This is a genomic window from Vibrio fortis (genome assembly GCF_024347475.1).
In the GTDB taxonomy this organism is placed as follows: Bacteria; Pseudomonadota; Gammaproteobacteria; order Enterobacterales; family Vibrionaceae; genus Vibrio; species Vibrio fortis.
Window position 1 is genome coordinate 1,719,120 of record NZ_AP025487.1, and the last position, 17,700, is coordinate 1,736,819.

The 17,700-nt window shown below is 43.7% G+C and carries 16 protein-coding genes; 5 read left to right on the plus strand and 11 right to left on the minus strand.

The window, feature by feature from the left end; all coding sequences use genetic code 11:
* Window positions 1–122: 122 nt before the first annotated feature.
* The 10 genes from OCV50_RS07380 to OCV50_RS07425 all read right to left on the minus strand — a co-directional run bounded on the left by OCV50_RS07380 (window position 123) and on the right by OCV50_RS07425 (window position 11,410).
* Entirely contained in the window at window positions 123–1,376 is a 1,254-nt protein-coding gene (locus OCV50_RS07380) for a BatD family protein (RefSeq protein WP_261902624.1), read from the minus strand.
* Window positions 1,363–2,961, minus strand: coding sequence for a vWA domain-containing protein (locus OCV50_RS07385; RefSeq protein WP_261902625.1), 1,599 nt, complete (start codon window positions 2,959–2,961; stop codon window positions 1,363–1,365). Before OCV50_RS07385 ends, OCV50_RS07380 begins: the two co-directional genes overlap by 14 nt.
* On the minus strand, window positions 2,951–4,006 hold the full coding sequence (locus OCV50_RS07390) for a VWA domain-containing protein (RefSeq protein WP_261902626.1): 1,056 nt from the start codon (window positions 4,004–4,006) through the stop codon (window positions 2,951–2,953). The genes OCV50_RS07385 and OCV50_RS07390 overlap by 11 nt, the downstream gene beginning before the upstream one ends.
* Window positions 4,003–4,539, minus strand: a complete 537-nt coding sequence (locus OCV50_RS07395; RefSeq protein ID WP_239840953.1) for a DUF4381 domain-containing protein — start codon at window positions 4,537–4,539, stop codon at window positions 4,003–4,005. The genes OCV50_RS07390 and OCV50_RS07395 overlap by 4 nt, the downstream gene beginning before the upstream one ends.
* Entirely contained in the window at window positions 4,532–5,464 is a 933-nt protein-coding gene (locus tag OCV50_RS07400; protein ID WP_261902627.1) for a DUF58 domain-containing protein, read from the minus strand. Before OCV50_RS07400 ends, OCV50_RS07395 begins: the two co-directional genes overlap by 8 nt.
* A gap of 78 nt (window positions 5,465–5,542) precedes the next feature.
* A complete protein-coding gene (locus tag OCV50_RS07405; RefSeq protein ID WP_261902628.1) occupies window positions 5,543–6,577 on the minus strand; it encodes an AAA family ATPase in 1,035 nt (344 codons plus the stop codon).
* Between the two features lie 57 nt (window positions 6,578–6,634).
* Window positions 6,635–7,669, minus strand: a complete 1,035-nt coding sequence (locus OCV50_RS07410) for a tetratricopeptide repeat protein (protein ID WP_261902629.1) — start codon at window positions 7,667–7,669, stop codon at window positions 6,635–6,637.
* Window positions 7,662–8,249, minus strand: coding sequence for a hypothetical protein (locus OCV50_RS07415; protein ID WP_261902630.1), 588 nt, complete (start codon window positions 8,247–8,249; stop codon window positions 7,662–7,664). The genes OCV50_RS07410 and OCV50_RS07415 overlap by 8 nt, the downstream gene beginning before the upstream one ends.
* 10 nt (window positions 8,250–8,259) lie before the next feature.
* Window positions 8,260–9,567 carry an anaerobic sulfatase maturase gene (locus OCV50_RS07420; protein WP_261902631.1) on the minus strand — a complete coding sequence of 436 codons (1,308 nt, stop codon included), beginning with the start codon at window positions 9,565–9,567 and terminating at the stop codon, window positions 8,260–8,262.
* A gap of 262 nt (window positions 9,568–9,829) precedes the next feature.
* Complete coding sequence (locus tag OCV50_RS07425; protein ID WP_390905071.1) at window positions 9,830–11,410, minus strand: arylsulfatase; 1,581 nt, start codon at window positions 11,408–11,410, stop codon at window positions 9,830–9,832.
* A gap of 214 nt (window positions 11,411–11,624) precedes the next feature.
* Here OCV50_RS07425 and OCV50_RS07430 point away from each other — a divergent pair, with 214 nt between their 5' ends.
* The 5 genes from OCV50_RS07430 (at window position 11,625) to OCV50_RS07450 (ending at window position 16,683) form a co-directional block, all read left to right on the plus strand.
* Window positions 11,625–12,404, plus strand: coding sequence for a response regulator transcription factor (locus tag OCV50_RS07430; protein WP_261902632.1), 780 nt, complete (start codon window positions 11,625–11,627; stop codon window positions 12,402–12,404).
* Window positions 12,405–12,634: 230 nt separating this feature from the next.
* Window positions 12,635–13,462, plus strand: a complete 828-nt coding sequence (locus OCV50_RS07435) for an SDR family NAD(P)-dependent oxidoreductase (RefSeq protein ID WP_261902633.1) — start codon at window positions 12,635–12,637, stop codon at window positions 13,460–13,462.
* Between the two features lie 233 nt (window positions 13,463–13,695).
* The gene (locus OCV50_RS07440) at window positions 13,696–14,019 is read left to right on the plus strand and encodes an MFS transporter (protein ID WP_239840961.1); all 324 of its coding nucleotides are present in this window, start codon (window positions 13,696–13,698) and stop codon (window positions 14,017–14,019) included.
* A gap of 2 nt (window positions 14,020–14,021) precedes the next feature.
* Window positions 14,022–15,245 carry an HlyD family secretion protein gene (locus tag OCV50_RS07445; RefSeq protein WP_239840962.1) on the plus strand — a complete coding sequence of 408 codons (1,224 nt, stop codon included), beginning with the start codon at window positions 14,022–14,024 and terminating at the stop codon, window positions 15,243–15,245.
* 247 nt (window positions 15,246–15,492) lie between these two features.
* Window positions 15,493–16,683 carry an OmpP1/FadL family transporter gene (locus OCV50_RS07450; protein ID WP_239840963.1) on the plus strand — a complete coding sequence of 397 codons (1,191 nt, stop codon included), beginning with the start codon at window positions 15,493–15,495 and terminating at the stop codon, window positions 16,681–16,683.
* A 49-nt stretch (window positions 16,684–16,732) separates the two neighbouring features.
* On the opposite strand, the gene OCV50_RS07455 is transcribed toward OCV50_RS07450, so the two are convergent.
* Window positions 16,733–17,554: a hypothetical protein gene (locus tag OCV50_RS07455; protein WP_261902634.1), complete on the minus strand. Its 822-nt coding sequence runs from the start codon at window positions 17,552–17,554 to the stop codon at window positions 16,733–16,735.
* Between the last annotated feature and the right edge of the window lie 146 nt (window positions 17,555–17,700).

A 17,700-nucleotide genomic window follows, 5' to 3' on the forward strand; every position in this document is an offset into this window, starting at 1 on the left:
AACACAACGACAGAGTACAGTTGTCCCAATCGCAATGTGTAACAATTTGTTACATGAACGCTTGATGGACTCAACTATCAAACTCCACAAAGTTCCTATATCAAGAAACCTCCTCCTAAGAATTAGTGCGGCAGAACCAATAGAACTGACAACTTAACAAGAGCGAGTCGCGATATATTACCTATCACAAACGTCCCTAGTTTTTGATGGACCCGATACCTCAATTGAATGTTATCTAGTTCTGTATACGTCTCTTTTCCCCTTACTAACGTGCGACGTTGGTCTTTGCGGAGCAAAATGCGATACATTGACGTCTCATATAATGGGATGTCTCGCCTCTTTATCGAAACAGCTAGTGTCCACCAAGCGTTACTAGATTGGTTTTGTAAGTAGTGGTAGAGCCGCATTAAACCGAAAATAACAGTGAGTGCTGCAGCTAATGTAAGCAGTATAACTCTACTGTACATGTCCCAAAACGAAGCCAGTGTATGACTCACTTGCCATGTCTTCTCTGGCAATTTCAGCACCTGCATTGACTGTTTATGTGTATCCCACCACATTAGCGTAATTGCAGGCAAAGTGACTTGACCGGCTTGTTTTACCACATAAGTTGCCGTTTGCGTTTTGGTGGCGAGCCTTAAACCTCGAACGATCTCATCTTGTGTCTTATCGAGAATAGGGAAGCTGATGAAATCCGCATTGTTTTCGCTTAATGCTTTAACAACAGAAGGCAATAACATACTTACCGTATCTTCGGCTGATAGGGTCACCTTACGCTCTATTGAATCTCCAATTTGAAGGTCTGTATTTTGCTCTGCACTTTGCTTTGTAATCGTCCACTCCTCCAAAAGCTGGGCATTGTGTCCTACCAGCGTAGAGCCGGGTTGGAGAGATGAGTGTTCAAGCTTCAAAAGAGCGTTGTTTGTTTCAACCTCAAAAACCAACGCATCTGTCATTAACGTCTGTGGCAATGATCCTCGTTCACCTTTTGTCACAACATCAATCGTGATTGAGGGGACTTTGAACATACCACCTTTCAATGGATATACTTCCACTTGCCAATGCTGTGTCGAATACACTTTTCCGTTTAGGCGTTCCGTTGAGTTCATCGTCGACATGCTGTTGGTCAACACCATCGCGTTATCTATCTCAAAGCGATGTATTCGCGTTCCTTTGGTAAACCAAGTATCTGTCATCACAGTGATGTTAACCAAAACTTGCTCATGGGCAACCGGCCTGTTCGATACATGGCTTATCCAAGTTTTTACTATGATGTGTGAGTCACTTGTTGGTGTACTGTGTTCCTGAGCACAAAGTGTAGCGGAAAAGAAAAGAAGCCAAACCAAGAGATACTGAACCCAATTATTCTTCTCCATCGCGCCACTCCGTTGTTGTTGCTTGCCCATGCTGATACTGGAGCGAAAACTTCTTAGCCAGATAAATAGATAGATCACTCTGCACGCGCTTCATCCACTTTTCGTTGGCGTTCGGGTCATTTAAAATTTCTTCTGCAGACAGGTGTTCCTCAATGATCTGATCTTTTTCAACTTCTTGTTTAACGCCATCGGCTCGCTGTGGTTTGTCTCCATTCTCTCTACTGACTTGTCGCTCATTGCTTTTTGATTGTTGCTCAGTGAACTTATCAATATATGCGATAACAGCTTCAACCACCTTTAAGTTATGCTGCGCCTCATGATTGCTAGGATAGCGATTAACAATATCCCGATAATGTTCTCTCGCAGCGACGAACTCTTTTTGTTGAGCAAGGCAGGCGGCCACTCCTAAGTGACCTTGTAACGTATCACTTCGCATATAAAATTGCTGAGCCGTTTCATAATCCCCCGCCTGATAGTAAGCGCCTGCTTTTAAAAGTTCAGTTTGAAAATCCTTAGCGGCTTCTAAGTACTCTTGCTGTTGATAATGCAAAGCCCCTTGTTGGTTCTTAGTTAACCATAGATCGGTCATCGAAAACTCTGAGGCAGAGAGTTGAGGGCTATAAGTAGAACATGCCAAAGCCAGGCCAAACACACTCCACTGCACGAGCCAACCTTTTCTAAACCACAATAAATAAGGAATCACCAATACCCAAACCAACGGATAACTCGCATCAAACCAAGGCTCTGCCTGATTGGACGATAGCTCAGCGTAAGCAGTAACCTTATCGCTCAGGCGCAAGATATCTTGATCATCAGGCGTGAATAGAACTAGCTCCCCATTGGCAGCTTCGGCAAGCATCGACAGCTTTTCGGTTTCAACTGGTAGAACACTCTCAACATTTGGGTTACCAATCCCATAAACGAGAAGTTGGTACCCTCTCGCGTTAAAGTAATCATGATACTCAGACAGCGCCCTCTGATTTAACGCATCAGTAACCAACAACACCGTTGCTGCAACGCTATCTCTTGGAATGATCTGATCGACAATGGGTAATGTGTATTGAGCAAATTTTCCCTCACGTGGCATCACTTCAGGTTTAATCGCTTGCAATAGCGGCTTAAAGACTTCGATATCTTGAGTCAACGGCATCGCTAAATGCGCACTCCCTGAATAGGCAATCAACGCTGTTTTTCCCTTTCCCTGCAACTCAATCAGAGATGAAATTTTCTGTTTAGCTCTGTATAAACGGCTTGGAGCGAGATCGTTTTGCATCATTGAATCAGACACATCAAGTACCACCACCAACGGTGTTGTATCTTCAGCGAATGGGGAGGCTTGCCGGTACCAACTTGGTCCCGCAGCAACAATAATAGCGACCAAACCAAGAACCCCAAGAAGTTGAATTGGTAGGTTCTTTCCGCGACTCTTCTGCCCAACCAATAACACATCCGACAGGTGCTTTGGTATGTGTGTCACCCACTCTTTGTTCTTGTAATTATTCTTCCAGTTAACGAAAACTACAGCGATGAAAGGAATCAGTAGGCTCAACCATAATGGGCGTATGAAGTGAAAATTATCCATCATGCTGCACCTCTTTATTTGTCACACTGTTTAAGGTTGTCACGCTGGCCAAGGCTGAATATTTAACAACGCGATATAGCATGAACAACATGTGGTAGAGAAAAGCCATCAAAATTGGAACATAGTGCAGGCTCTGCTTTGGTTGGTATCGATAACTATCAAAAACACTCGGCTCCATCCTGTTAATGGTGTCGTAAATCGCTGTCAGCTCTTTCGTAGACATGGCGAGGAAATCTTCTCCTCCGGTTATCGTGGCCATCTGCTTGATTGTCTCCATATCAACAGCCTGCTCCCCTCTAGTTTCAGGGTTACCCATCGCCACAATATGTATTTTAATTCCATTCGCCGCCGCAACTTTCGCTGCATCGATAGGTGGAACTAGGCTGTCCGTGTCGTTACCGTCTGTCAACACAACCATGAGATGCTCACGCGTGGGTAACGTCTCTTTATCTTGGTTTTTGACCTCGGAAATAAAGGTCTTAATCCCTAGACCAATGGCATCACCAAGGTGTGTACTCTGGCCTGCCATAGCAGGTTGCGTTTCATTCAATAACCTAAGCCATGCAGCGTGGTCGATAGTGAACGGCGATTGCAAAAATGCTGAGTCTCCAAAGATGATTAAACCAAAGCGATCAGCTTCTCTTTGTTCAACAAACGACTTTAATACGCTTTTTGATGCAGACAATCGACTCTGCTCTGCTTTATTAGAATCAACAAAATCTCGCGTTGCCATCGAACCTGATAAATCCAATACAATCATAATGTCGCGCCCCGCAAGTTCCCTTGTTTCTTCAGGCCCAAGCCATACCGGTTTCGCCGCCGCGAGAACTAAAAGTAACCACCCAAGAAACAACGATGACCGTTGCCATGCTCCGGCACTCAGCGCGTTTGTACCTCGCTCACCATTGACACCTAAATAGCGCACCAAAGTATTAAAGAATGGAACCTTAATGGCCTTTTGTGGGGTTTTATAAATAGGGAGCGATAGGTAAATAATCACTGGTAGAGGCAGAAGTCCAAACGCCCACATATGTTCAAATTCAATCATTGAACCTCTCCGGGGTGGTATTTAATCCAAGCTTTTACGAATTGACGAATTTGTTTGAGTTGCGCCTCTGTCCAATCATGTGTCGAGGTTGACGTATACAAATTTTGTTGCCAAGCCAGTAACACACCACCCTGATTGTTTTTGAATGGTGCTGCGTGGCCTACTCTTTGCGATAACTCAGATACATTCGTGAGGAAATCACACCATTTGGCTCCAAACAACATAGCCACATCAGAGTTTGGATAAGCATGACACGCAACGGCTTTAAGAATCCGATTTGATTGGTACAACTCTTGGTCGACATCGATGATGCCGTTTCGTCTATCACGAGTTAATTGATTCAATTTTTCCAATGCGTCGCGACGATATTGATTTGCTTTGAAACAGCGATAGCGATGAACTAACTTCCAAAAAAGCCAAACCACCAATATCGTATAAAGAATCTTCCAACCCAATGTGGTCGGTGCCCAACTGACATCCACAATCACCGTTGGGTCAATAAAGTCTTTTAACAGCACACGATTGTCAGACACTTCGACCTCCGTTTACTTGGCTAATGAACGACGCAATATGATTACCCGATGTATTCAGACGAATCACATCCAAAGAACCAGTTCGAAGTAAATCATAAACCTCTCTATAGGCGCGCTTGACCTCCTGGTTATAGTTGACGAGTTGACTGTTTAACGACCTATCAACAGGCAGCTGTAGCGAGCCATCACTGATGGTTAGAGGTTCTGAAATGGTCAACTCCGTTTCCATAGGATCGTTGATCGCAACCGCCATCACATCATTATGTCTTTTCAACCATTGAATTCTCTGTACATCCGTTTCAGTAATACCATTGAAATCGGAAATAAACAGCATCAGACAGCCTTTAAGCTTGAGCTTGGCGAGTTTATTAAGCGCAGATGAAAGACCCACTCCAGACTGGCTAGTATGACTCTCCAACAACAGTTGATTCGTTTGTGCTAAAGATTGAAGAATACGCGCGACATGACTTGCTTGACGCTGCGGTTTGTACCATTGAAGTTGATGATCAGAAAAGATGAGCGCCGCAACTCGATCGCCATCTTTAGATATTTTCCAACCACAACAACTAGCTACTTGCGCCGCCACAACCGACTTCATAGTATCGACCGAAGAGAAAAACATGCTACTACGCTGGTCAACGACTAATACGATAGGCAGATCTTTCTCTTCACTCTGAACTCGTATATACGCCTCTCCCATCCTTTGCGTTACGTTCCAATCAATACTGCGAATATCATCACCCATTTGATAATGCCTAAACTCTTCAAAATTTAGACCTCGACCACGATAACTGGATACATGACTTCCCGCTTGACGGCTACGACTCTTGGACAACGGTGGAAGTGAGAACCCGGTGGATTGCGGTCTGAGTGCCATTAATGATTCAAATGACGCCGCGACTCTAGAATCGAATGACTGAGCCATAACGCTCTCCTACTATTTTTCGGAACTTAACTAATTTTCTGGACTTATCTAAAGTTGGAATTCGGGACAATGGCCCGGTTAAGTGATAGCGACATTCATCAACAGTTCGTCGACGATCTGCTCAGAACTGATTGACTGGGATAAAGCTTCAAAGCTCGGTGTAATTCGATGCCCCAGCACCGACACGACAACAGATCGAACATCGTCTGGCGTCACATAGTCACGTCCTGATAACCAAGCATGTGCTCTGCTGCATTTATCTAATGCGATCGATGCTCGAGGACTTACACCCACTTCAATCCACTGTTCTAAACGAGAGTCTGGATACAGATGTGGGAAACGCGTTGCCATCACAAGGTCAACAATATACTGTTTGATGGATTGAGAACTATGCACTCGTTTAACGGCTTCTTTACCCGCAGTTATGTGTTCAATACGCCCCATAAATGCCGAATGTGATGAATCAATTTCAGAAGCTTTATCTTTGGCGCTTTGGCTTTCGCTCTCTAAATTAGAGGTGTTTTCACTGATACACAGCTCTTCTTCTCGGACCAAATCAATGATCGCCATTTCAGCCTCATTGTCGGGGTAATCGACTCGCACTTTCATCATAAAACGATCCAGTTGCGCTTCTGGTAATGGGTACGTCCCTTCTTGCTCTATAGGGTTCTGTGTCGCAATTACAAGGAAAGGTTCTGGCAATACGCGAGTCTCACCCGCTACCGTCACGGTTCCCTCGGCCATCGCTTCCAGCAGTGCCGCTTGTACTTTAGCGGGTGCACGATTTATCTCGTCTGCCAAAACCATTGAGCTAAAAATAGGACCGGGTTTAAACGCTAAACTGCCTCGTTCTTGATGATACATTTGCGTACCGGTAACGTCTGAAGGTAACAAATCCGGTGTAAATTGAACTCGGCTAAAGTCCATATTGATAAGCTCTGACAACACTTTAGCGGCGCGAGTCTTTGCCGTACCAGGGAGCCCCTCTAAGAGAATATGACCGCCTGTAAGCAATGCGATCATCATCGATTTCGTTACATGTTGTTGGCCGATGATCGACTGGTTAGTCCGTTCAATCACATCGTGAATCACTGTATACGTCTCTGTAGACATCACATTACCTTATAAAACTGATGAAGTTGCTCAGCGCTGAAGCGACTAAAGCGAACGTTATTTGGATTGAGATAGATTCTTCAGCTGAGAAACCACGTCTGATGGCGCTACACTTTGTAATTCGTTCAGACAGAGGGTCGCATCCTGACCATCAAGCAACAGCGTTTCACACAGCGCATAAAGATATGCTGGCTGAGCTCGGTGTTGATAGATAGAGCGGTATATTGAAGCTGCCGCTTTAGGATCTTCATCGCGAATCAACGTGGCATAAATGTAACCATACGAGCCTCGATTTGGTTCCAATTCATAGGCACTGCGTAATTCCACTAGAGCCTCGTGGCGCTTGTCAGCCCTTAAATAGGCAAGCCCAAGGCTATAATGAAGCGCAGCGGAATCAGGGAATTCTATAAGGGCTTGGTTGAGCACGCATATTACCTCGCTCTCTTTGCCAGACTTCTTCAAAAAATCGGCATAAACAATTGAGACTCGAGGATCGTGATATCGGTTTTGCATTGCGAAATAGAGGTCTGTCGCTTTCTGGCGCTCATTTCGGATGTTGTAGATCCAAGCTCGTTCCAAATCTCCATCAATATCCATAGGCAAACGACTGAGGTGTCGCTCTACAGCAGAAGTCAAGATGTCTAAATAGTCACCTTTAAGTTCGGGCCACAATACAATCAGTGTTCTTACCGCTTCTTTCTGTACCAGAACGTTATCGTCATTGAGCAACGGAGCAACTACGTCCCACTTCGCTTTACCTTGCCACTGATCAGCGGCTTGTATTGCCGCTAAACGCATTTCAACATCCGTCGATCGAGATGCACGCGCAACAGCGATGATCGCATTCGGGCCGTAATGCATCCCTAAGTTGACAGTCGCTGCTGCACGCTGTTCTAACTCTAAGGTTTCATCTTGCGAATATTCTGCTAATAGTTGTTCACGATGACCGGATGCGGCGCTCGCCTGATTACTATAGTTCTGACTCGAAGCGGAGCTTGCAGCAACCACTACCTGCGAAGTAAAACAAGCAACTATTCCTACAATGCAGCAAACACCCTTTGCCCAACTATGGCGGTGTTTTCCTCTAGCCATAATTAGACTCGCTTTCGACGTTTGATAATGCCGAACTACTTTGAGCTGAGTGCTGTTCAATGAGCTGCTTTGACAACTCGTCTGTTCTCACAAGTAACGCGTGCATGAAGTAAATCTGCTCCGTTTTCGAGAAGTTATGTGCTTCAAGCCAGCGGTTTAATGCAACCATCACCTGTTCGTGCTTAGCGTTTTTCGCACTCGACTCAACAGATAAATACCCCAATGCTTTGAGTGCATGAACAAGCTCAGGATAGTTTGATGCAGGCATTAGCAGACCAATAAACTCAGGGTCCTGCGCCATTATCAATACATCGTGATTGGCTTTTGCAACTTCGTAATTCTCGCGCTTTACGTTGTACTCTTTACCGCATTTGTCATCGTTTGGCAGTTTCTGGCAGTAATTAAACAAGGTCGCAAATTCAGTATAACGTTCACTTTTTGTCTGAGAGGCGACTTCGAGCATCGCGTCTAGTGATGTACGTGCAAACAGTGATTCAATAGTAGCTGCAACATCTTGTTGAGCATGGGTGACTTGAGTTAGCAGTGCCAAAGATAATAGTAATGTTTGCTTTAATTTCATGGGTACCGCCCTACTTGTTAAATTGAATCTTGATTGCGTCGTGATTGATTCCCTTGTTAACGGGATATCCCATCGTCGCTACGATCATTGAGATGTAAGGATCTATATGTGAGAAGAATCGCTTCCAACCAGCACACAGGTAGTTCAACCCTGATTCACCATCCAATGTTTTGATAAAACGATTTTTGGGACATTCACCAAAACAGGCGAATTGGTATGTACACGCTCGACATTGATTTGGAAGTGACGCCTCTTTTGCACGCCCAAACTCTTCTTGGCCTTGGGAGAATTGCATCTCTTCTAACTGCGCATCATTGATGTTTCCAAGCTTATACTCTGGGTATACGTAATGATCACAAGCAAACACGTCACCATTGTGCTCGATAGCCAAACCCTTTCCACACATAGGAGCAAGAGTACAAAGAGGATTAACTCGACCCATCCATGTTTCAACACATGCTTCAAAATACGGCACATGTACTTTACCGATATCGTTTTCTAACCACTCATCGAAGATGGTGCATAGAAACTCACCCCATTGATGGTCCGATACGCACCACGATTCAACAATTGAGTTCGGGTGATTAGGCTCAGTTTCTGGCATCCCTTGAAAAATAACGTCTTCATCTGACCACTTCTGTGGTGCGGTATCACGAAATGATTTTGGTTCGACAATTGGAATAAACTGCATCTGTGGTGAACGAACTTCATCACGCAAAAAACGGTAAACATCTAGAGGGTTAGAGCCAGTAAGGTTGTTCACACAAGTCAAGGTCGCAAAATTAACCTTGTGTTTATGGAGAATCTCGACACCTTTCATTGTTTGCTTGAAAGTGCCACGACCCGCGCGGTTGGTGCGATACGCATTATGGACCATTTCCGGCCCATCAATACTCAAACCTACTAGGAAGTTGTTTTTACTTAAAAACTTACCCCATTCGTCATTGAGTAATGTGCCGTTGGTTTGAATGTTATTCTCTATTTTGACGCCCTTTGGGCAGTACTTTTTTTGAAGGCTTACAACATCACGAAAATAGTTAACACCGAGTAAAGTTGGCTCGCCGCCTTGCCAGTGAAATACTATTTCTGGGTAGTTATGCTGTTCAATGTATGTGCGAATATAGGTTTCGAGCATCTCTTTGCTCATTTGTGTGGCACAGCCCTGCTCATGCCCAAGTAATTCTTCCTTGCTCAAGTAGTAGCAGTAAGTACAGTCAATATTACATGCAGCCCCAATAGGCTTAGTCATGATGTTCATTCGCTGTGCTGGTGCTGCTTTCGGCAACACAAGGGTATCGAGTTGAGCTGATTGAGCCATTGTTATTCCTCTTATCGTTCAATCACATTCACTGTGCAACAACTTCCCTAACACCGACCTATATCGGTTATCTGCATCCATTATTCATCAAGCTACTCATTTGGTAATCAGTAGTATTACGGTATCTGCTTACTGCCAGACAACGAAAAAGAGCGACCACATTGGCCGCTCTCTCCTGTTCCCGATGAGCAATTTAAGTTCAAATAAATCTATGTCTTATAGACTGTATTGCTTTGAAAATGCTCGTTGTTGTAACGCAACTCTATTGATACTGAGCACGTTGCCAGATGTTCATCTTCTCAACAATCTGGTCGATTGAGAAAGAGCCCGGCACTTGACGTGGTGGGAATTCTTGGAACGTTTGCAAGAATTGGTATGTTTGAGCAGCACCAAGGTACATGTAAGGTAAATGCTCTACACGCCAGTTCTGGTAGCCCGTACTTTCATGCAGCGCGGACTCGTATGGGTCTTGGCGCAAGTTAAAGATGTATGGGAAACGCAGCTCTTCAAAGGCACATGTCCAAGTTTCAATACCGTGACATTTGTTCACCGAGAACATCACTTTCCAATCGCCAAAACGAATCGCTGAGATGTCACCGTTATCTGTCGCATAGATAAAGTTCTTACGTGGCCAATTAGGGTTATTGTCAGCTGTCGTGTTTTTGCCTTCCTTAAGCGCAGGCATCAAGTTGTAACCATCTAGGTGTACTTTGTACTCTTTGCCATTAAGTTTGGTGCCTTTCTTCAGCTTCTCTACAAGCTTTGGCTCACCCGCAGCAGCAACAAAAGTGGGAGCCCAATCTAGGTGTGATGCAATTTCATTCGCAACCGAACCAGCAGGGATCTTATTTGGCCAACGCATCATAGCTGGTACGCGGAAGCCACCCTCCCATGTTGAGTTTTTCTCACCGTAAAAACGAGATGTACCACCATCAGGCCAACCCCATTTCTCTACGCCATTATCCGTGGTGTAAGAAACAATCGTGTTGTCAGCAATTTTGAGTTCATCAAGTTTATCAAGCAGTTGGCCGACCATGTTGTCGTGCTCAACCATTCCGTCACCGTATAAGCCACCACGCTTAGAGATGCCTTTTGACTCTTCTTTTAGGTGAGTCCATACATGCATACGTGTCGAGTTGTACCATAAGAAGAATGGCTTGTTCTCTTTATGCGCACGATCGATGAAGTCCAGAGCCGCTTCTAACGTTTCTTCATCTACCGTTTCCATTCGTTTGATTGTTAACGCGCCGGTATCTTCTACACGACCATCAGCGTATGAGTGGATAACACCACGAGGACCAAACTTTTTCTTAAAGCCCGGCATTTTCGGGTAATCTGGATGCTCAGGCTCTTCCTCTGCGTTTAGGTGATATAAGTTACCGAAGAACTCATCAAAACCATGCTCTGTCGGTAGTTGAGAGTCCAAATCACCAAGGTGGTTCTTACCAAACTGGCCTGTCATGTAGCCTTTTTCTTTAAGCATTGTTGCAAGTGTTGGATCCTCTGGCTTCATGCCTTGTTTCGCGCCAGGCATACCAACTTTCGTCAAGCCAGTACGAATCGGGTGTTGACCAGTAATGAACGAAGAACGACCTGCAGTACATGATTGATCACCGTAAAAATCAGTAAACAAAACACCCTCGTTCGCGATTCTATCGATGTTTGGCGTCCAGTGACCGGCTTGCCCACGAGTGTATGCACTCACGTTATCGATACCAATATCATCACCCCAGATAGCTAGGATATTTGGACGACTTGTATCAGTGGTCGCATAACTTGCCATTGCAGCAGAAGCAAGTGCTGCTCCCATAGCAAGTTGTAGGAAGGTTTTCTTTTTGAACATAGCTCAAGACCTTTTGTTTTTTTAAACGTAATTTCTTTCCGTGAGCTATTATTTAAGAATCATCGAATGGCGTAATCAGTAGTATTACTGATTCGTCTCAGTCGCCTATCTCTAAAGAAGTAAAATATCCATGAATATGGCGAAGTATTTGACTTATCGTTTAATTAAGCGGTAATTTATTTATATTGCACTGTAATAAGGCGCGCTGTTTACAATGAAAAACATTTCCGATATCTCATTCGAAGAATTAGTCACAGAACAATCCAACGCCCTCATTGGCTCATTACCAAAAGATTTTGATAACACTTGGAAAACCATTGCCAAGCCCGTACTGACTTGGTTTGACATTGACCGCGTCACTCTATTTCCTAACTCCATGATCATGCTAAATGATGGTAAAACGGTATCCGTTTCTCGTGATGGGGTTCCCGAACTTAACCCTCAAATCTTCATCAGTGGAAACTACTTAGATTACTTCAAGTTGCTACGTACCAAAAAAAATTGGCTTACGTTTAGTGAGCAAGAAATGGGCAACCATAAAATTTCCGTAATCAAGACGCTTCATACTGAAGGAGGACGATGGCACGGTATCATACCGCTTAAACTGTTTGGGCAGGACTGGGGAGCGTTATCATTCTCTAGATTTAACAATGAATTAGAACCACTTTCAGACAAAGACATGACACGACTCAAGCTCATCTGCGACATTTGGTTGTGTTATTGGCAACATTCAACAATGGTAAGGAACTTAAAACAAGACCAACCTACCAACGCCAATGAAAGTGAAAAACTACTGTTATTGACTCCTAAGCAGTGCTCTGTACTTACGTTATTGGCTCAAGGTTTTACTGCAAAACAGTGCGCTGAAAAATTATTTCTCAGTCCAAGAACCATTGAATCCCACAAGTATCGAATGATTGATATTCTTGAACTTGAAAATAACACAGAGCTGATCCAATTCGCATTAAGAAACGGACTAGGAATAGAACACTAGAACGCCTACCCGACTCGCTCTATTATATAATTGCTGTAACAACACCATATACGTTACAGTAATTATACTGATTACTCTTAATTTATACTGTTCGATACTGTCTCCATTAATCGCTAGATCTCATCAATTTATTTTCTATGAATATGACTCGACTCATTACACAGCCAATGCGTTCTGGGTTTCTTCAGACAATAAATTACACTTTGCATCGATTTAATTGGAGTATTCTTATGCCTTCAAAAAATGTCTTAGTCGTTGGCGCTTCTTCTGGTATCGGAAAAGAGCTTGTCATCCAACTTATAGACTTAGGTCATACCGTTTATTGTGGTGCGAGACGACTAGAGAAAATGGTTGACCTCGAAGCGATCGGAGCGAAGATCATTAAAGTGGACATTCGTAACGAAACTGATGTTGATTCCATGGTCGCGACAATGATCGAAGAAGTGGGTCACATTGATATTGTTTACGCCAACGCAGGTTACGCCATCGCAGGTCCTGTCGAAGAAACGCCGATATCTAAAGTTCAACAACAATTTGATACCAACGTTTATGGCGCTGCACGCCTTGCACGCGCGGTATTACCCCACATGCGCGAGAGAAATTCAGGTCGTATTATCTTCACCAGCTCTATCGCTGGACGCGTCTCTACAAGCATGAATGCTTGGTATTCATCAACAAAACACGCTCTAAATGGCATGGTTAAAGGTCTAGCGCAAGAAGTCGCCGCCTTCAACATTTCAGTATCGACAATAGAACCCGGTGCAGTCCAAACTGAATTCGACGCGATCCAACTTAGTGATATGAAAGCCACATCTTCCAAGCCAGAATACCAAGAGGTCGTGGCTAAGTCGCACAACTTTTTAAACAACGCCTACCGCTCTGGCTCTAGCCCACAATCTACAGTGCAACACATGATAAAAGCAGGCTTCGATAGAAAGCCGAGGCTTTGTTACCAAGCCACTCATGATGCAAAACTCATGTATTGGGTGCAGAAAATATTTGGCGAACAGGCTATGGGATCATTATTTACAAGGCTAATTCAAAGAACATCTTTATAAACAAAACCTTACCCCCCTACCTCATCATTTTAAGCCAACACTCGTTGGCTTTTTTACTCTCTATCAATCTAGTTTAATAACGTGAGATCATAGTATTGGCTCACCAAATATCTAATCCGTATTTTTACTGATTCCCTCTTCGCACACCCTCCGTAACATTTCTACATAGCTCACTCACGGTGTGAAGGAGCAACTCTAGCTAAACAATTTTTTGAACATTTTAGGAAAGCATTATGAGTTTAATCACAATGCCTTTTGTCGATACAGGTTTCGATACAGGCTTACACGTTGTTGCGGGGATCGTTCTTATAGGCACGATAGTTGGTGCACTTTACGCCTTTTGGAAGTTCCACGAACTACCCATTCATCATGCTGACAAAAAGAAACATGGGCAGATGGGCTTGGTGACCATACTCACTTGGATAGGCTTTATCTGGCATTGGGTGTGGGTACTCGCCGTTATTATCGCTTTTGTCGACACTGAACAGAGCATTCGCCGTCTTCGTCATGTTTGGAATGACACAACCCCTTCACAACCAGAACAAACAGGAGAATAACGATGCTTGAAGGTTTAGCTGTTTGGGCTCTATTTATCTACTTACTTCGTCTTATTGGGGTGCCTTGGAAAACACCATTTAAGGTATTTGCCTACGGAGGTGGGTCTATTTGGTTAGTCTTTGTCTGGGTTGGTTTGATCACTTGGGCGCCTATGGATCTATCTGGTGGTTCAGTGGTTCAATCACCTCATATTCAGCTCCGCCCTGGGTCGACACGTGTAACGGGAAACATTGACGCTCTTTACATCTCTCCAAATGACACCATTGAAAAAGGTGAACTGATCTATGAGATTGAGGATGATTCTTACGTTATTGCAGTTAATAAGGCAAAAGCGCAACTCGCGATTGCTGAAATGGCATACAACTCAGCAGTTCAAGATATCAATATTGCTAATACCAATTATCAAACCTCTCTTGAAGATATTGAGATCTTAAAAAATCAAGTGGCTGCTGCGCAGCAAGATCTCACTCTCAAACAACGCACCCTAAAACGCTACGTAGACCAGAATGCCAAGGTGAAAAACACCATAACTGAAAGTGTGTTAGATCAACAACGCACCTTAGTGGAAGTAGCCAAAAATCAACTTACGATTATTGAAGCCCAATACTCAAAATCACTTATCACAGCGAGAAAAAACCTAAACCTTATTGAGAAATCGCAGATTTCGGTAGTGAGTAAAGAAGCAGATCTCCAAAATAAACAAGCATCGCTTGCTCAAGCTGAATGGGACTTGTCGCAAACCAGAATTTACGCACCCACAGATGGTTATGTGACTAATTTTATGGCGCGTGAAGGCCAGTTTGTTGGTGCTATGCCTCGCTTAAAAATGTACAGCAATGAAAAATTTGTTTTGATGCGCATTAACCACCAAGCTTTCCGTAACATTAAAGTGGGACAAGAAGCCGAATTTGCTACTGCGATTTACCCAGGAAAGGTATTTCAAGCCGAAGTCGAAGGCATTGTAGAAGCAACAGGTGAATCGCAAGGCTCTCTTCTTGCGCGAGAAACAAATGTACGTGCAACCACAGGTAAAAATGTGATGAACAAGCACCATTTCGTGAGACTACGCATTACTGAACCAGACGGATATGACATTCCTGTTGGCGCTGTTGGTTTAGCTTGGGTCAATGCAGAAAAGCCGATTCCATTTCTCAATTTCCTTAATGTAATCCGTGGCATCATTATTCGTATGAAAGCACAGATTTACTACTTGTACAGTATGTAGGTTTCCCATGAATACATTTCAAAAGGTCTGTGATTTTGTAGACAAAACACACCGAAAAAAAAGCCAAATGGTTCTCTTTGTTGTTTTCGTATTTTTGATCCTCAACATGCGTTAACACCACAACTCTATTCGAAGCCCAGCTCTTTCTAAGATGACCACCTCCCCCTATAGGTGGCTGGGCTTCAATCCATTAGTTCAATTCTCTTTTATGGGTCGTTTAATTTCGCCCCTAGGTACAATGATGATTATGAAAAAATCCCTATTACCCCTATTAATTTGTTCTTCGGTTGCCAATGCAAGTGGCCTACTTTTACAAGAAGCTGTTACCGCGAACGCGGGCACGGCTGGTGCTGGCGACGGTGTTTATACTGAAACCGCTACTGCAAGTTGGACCAATCCTGCAACAATGAGTCACATGGGCGAGCAAAAAACCACGATCAACACCATGGCTCTTTATCTACAAATGGATTACACCGATGGTTCACAAGATTCATCAACTATTGATACTCCAGAAGGCGATGCAAGTGCTGAAACACTGATGCCCTCAGTAGGCATATTCCACGTTCGTCAGATTGCTGAAGCAACTCACATTGGAGTGAATTTCGGTGCTGTGGGCGGCTCATCCATAGAATATGGCGACGATTGGGATGGTGCTAACCATTTAGACAAGGCATTCCTTTCAGCATTGCAACTCAACCCAAATATCAGCTATCAAATTGACGACAACTGGTCTATCGCAGCAGGCATGCAAGTTAACTACGGTATGATTGAGGTAAGTACGTCTGGGTTCGAATCGGATATGGGGAGCGATTGGGCATTTGGGTACAACGCAGGTGCCATGTATAAAGCCAACACGTGGTCCATTGGCCTTAGTTACCGTTCAAAATTGGTTCACGATTTCGACGATATCACTGCTACCCTTACCAATGGTAATGAGGCACTCGTTGGAACAGAGTTGATCGTACCTGCAATAACCGACTTAAGTGCAAGTTATAACCTCAATAATCAGCTAACCATACTCTCTTCAATCCAATACCATCAATGGAGTGAATTCGCAGAGACTCCTGTATACAATGACACATTGAACGCACGCCCAACCCTACCTCAAGCAATCGACCGCGATTGGGACGATGTATGGAAGTTTGCGATCGGTGCCGACTATCAGCTTAATACTAATTGGGCTATAAAAGCGGGCTTCTCATACGAAACATCTCCGCAAGACGACCCGACAAAACAGTGGGTCGACCTACCGGTGGGCGAACAATATCGCTATTCGTTGGGTGCTAGCACATACTGGGACGATACCCGCATTGACCTCTTCTATGAGTATGCTGACTTTGGCTCTATGGATATCGATCGCTCAGACAAAGCGTACACTCAAATCCAAGGTACATTTGTTGGGAATATCCACTTTATCGGTGCCAACTTCACCTTCTAGTACGCGACATAAAACGCTGAACTCCAAGTTCAGCGTTTTACTTTGATTGTTAGAAGCGATAATCAATACCTATCGAAGCTGTCACTTCTTCCGACGTCTCATCAATACCAAGTGCTTCATTTTGAATCGACATAACATCGTATTTAAACTCAAACATGATGTTGAAATCTTTGCCTTTTACTTTGGTTTTTATGCCCTGTAGCCACATCAAATTAGCGACTTGCATTTCTGCGCCACCATAAGATGAACCAAGGTTAATGTTGAATACGGAAAAGTGGGTGTCATTCCAAGGGTGAAGCGCATACATGTTGACTGAGCCTAAATGAGCCTCACTATCACCCAGTAATGTGGTCACATTGTTCGCTGATACACCATTGGGAAGATTGTCTGGATACCCTCCATTCAATGACAATCGTGAATTTAAGACATCAGCAAGATCGTTTGTTTGGAAATCAACATAGGTATAGTTTAACGAAGGGAAAAATAGGGTTCCATCATCACTTCCCAACGGCAACATGTAACCCGTCGTATACATGTTTGCAGCGCTTTCCAAATGATAGACATCAACATAGACGCCACCAAACGAATCAAAGTGAGCTGCCCTCAATCGTGCATTTTCAGATTGGGTGTAGTACTCCGCAAAACCCACAGTCTGAGAGATATCACTCGTTAATCCAGAAGCACCACCGCCAGCCAGTAATTTGAGCTCACCTTGATCGTCAGAAAAAACGGCGGCCCTTAAGCTACTATTTCGTGGATCTGCATCATGGTATTTATGACCTTCTGCCCCCTGCTCCGCCAACACTGGAGAAGACGCGAATGCCAACACAACACTGGCTAGTGTCGTTGATGCTGTTTTTATATTTATCATTTTAAAAATCCAATTAGGTGTTTAAGAACTTGGTAAGGAATATAAATCAAATAAAACTCACCAAGCTACTTATACGAAAAATTAGATTTACTTATTTCTTATTTATAGTAACTAAATTAAAGTAGATAAAAACAATGAGGCTAGCG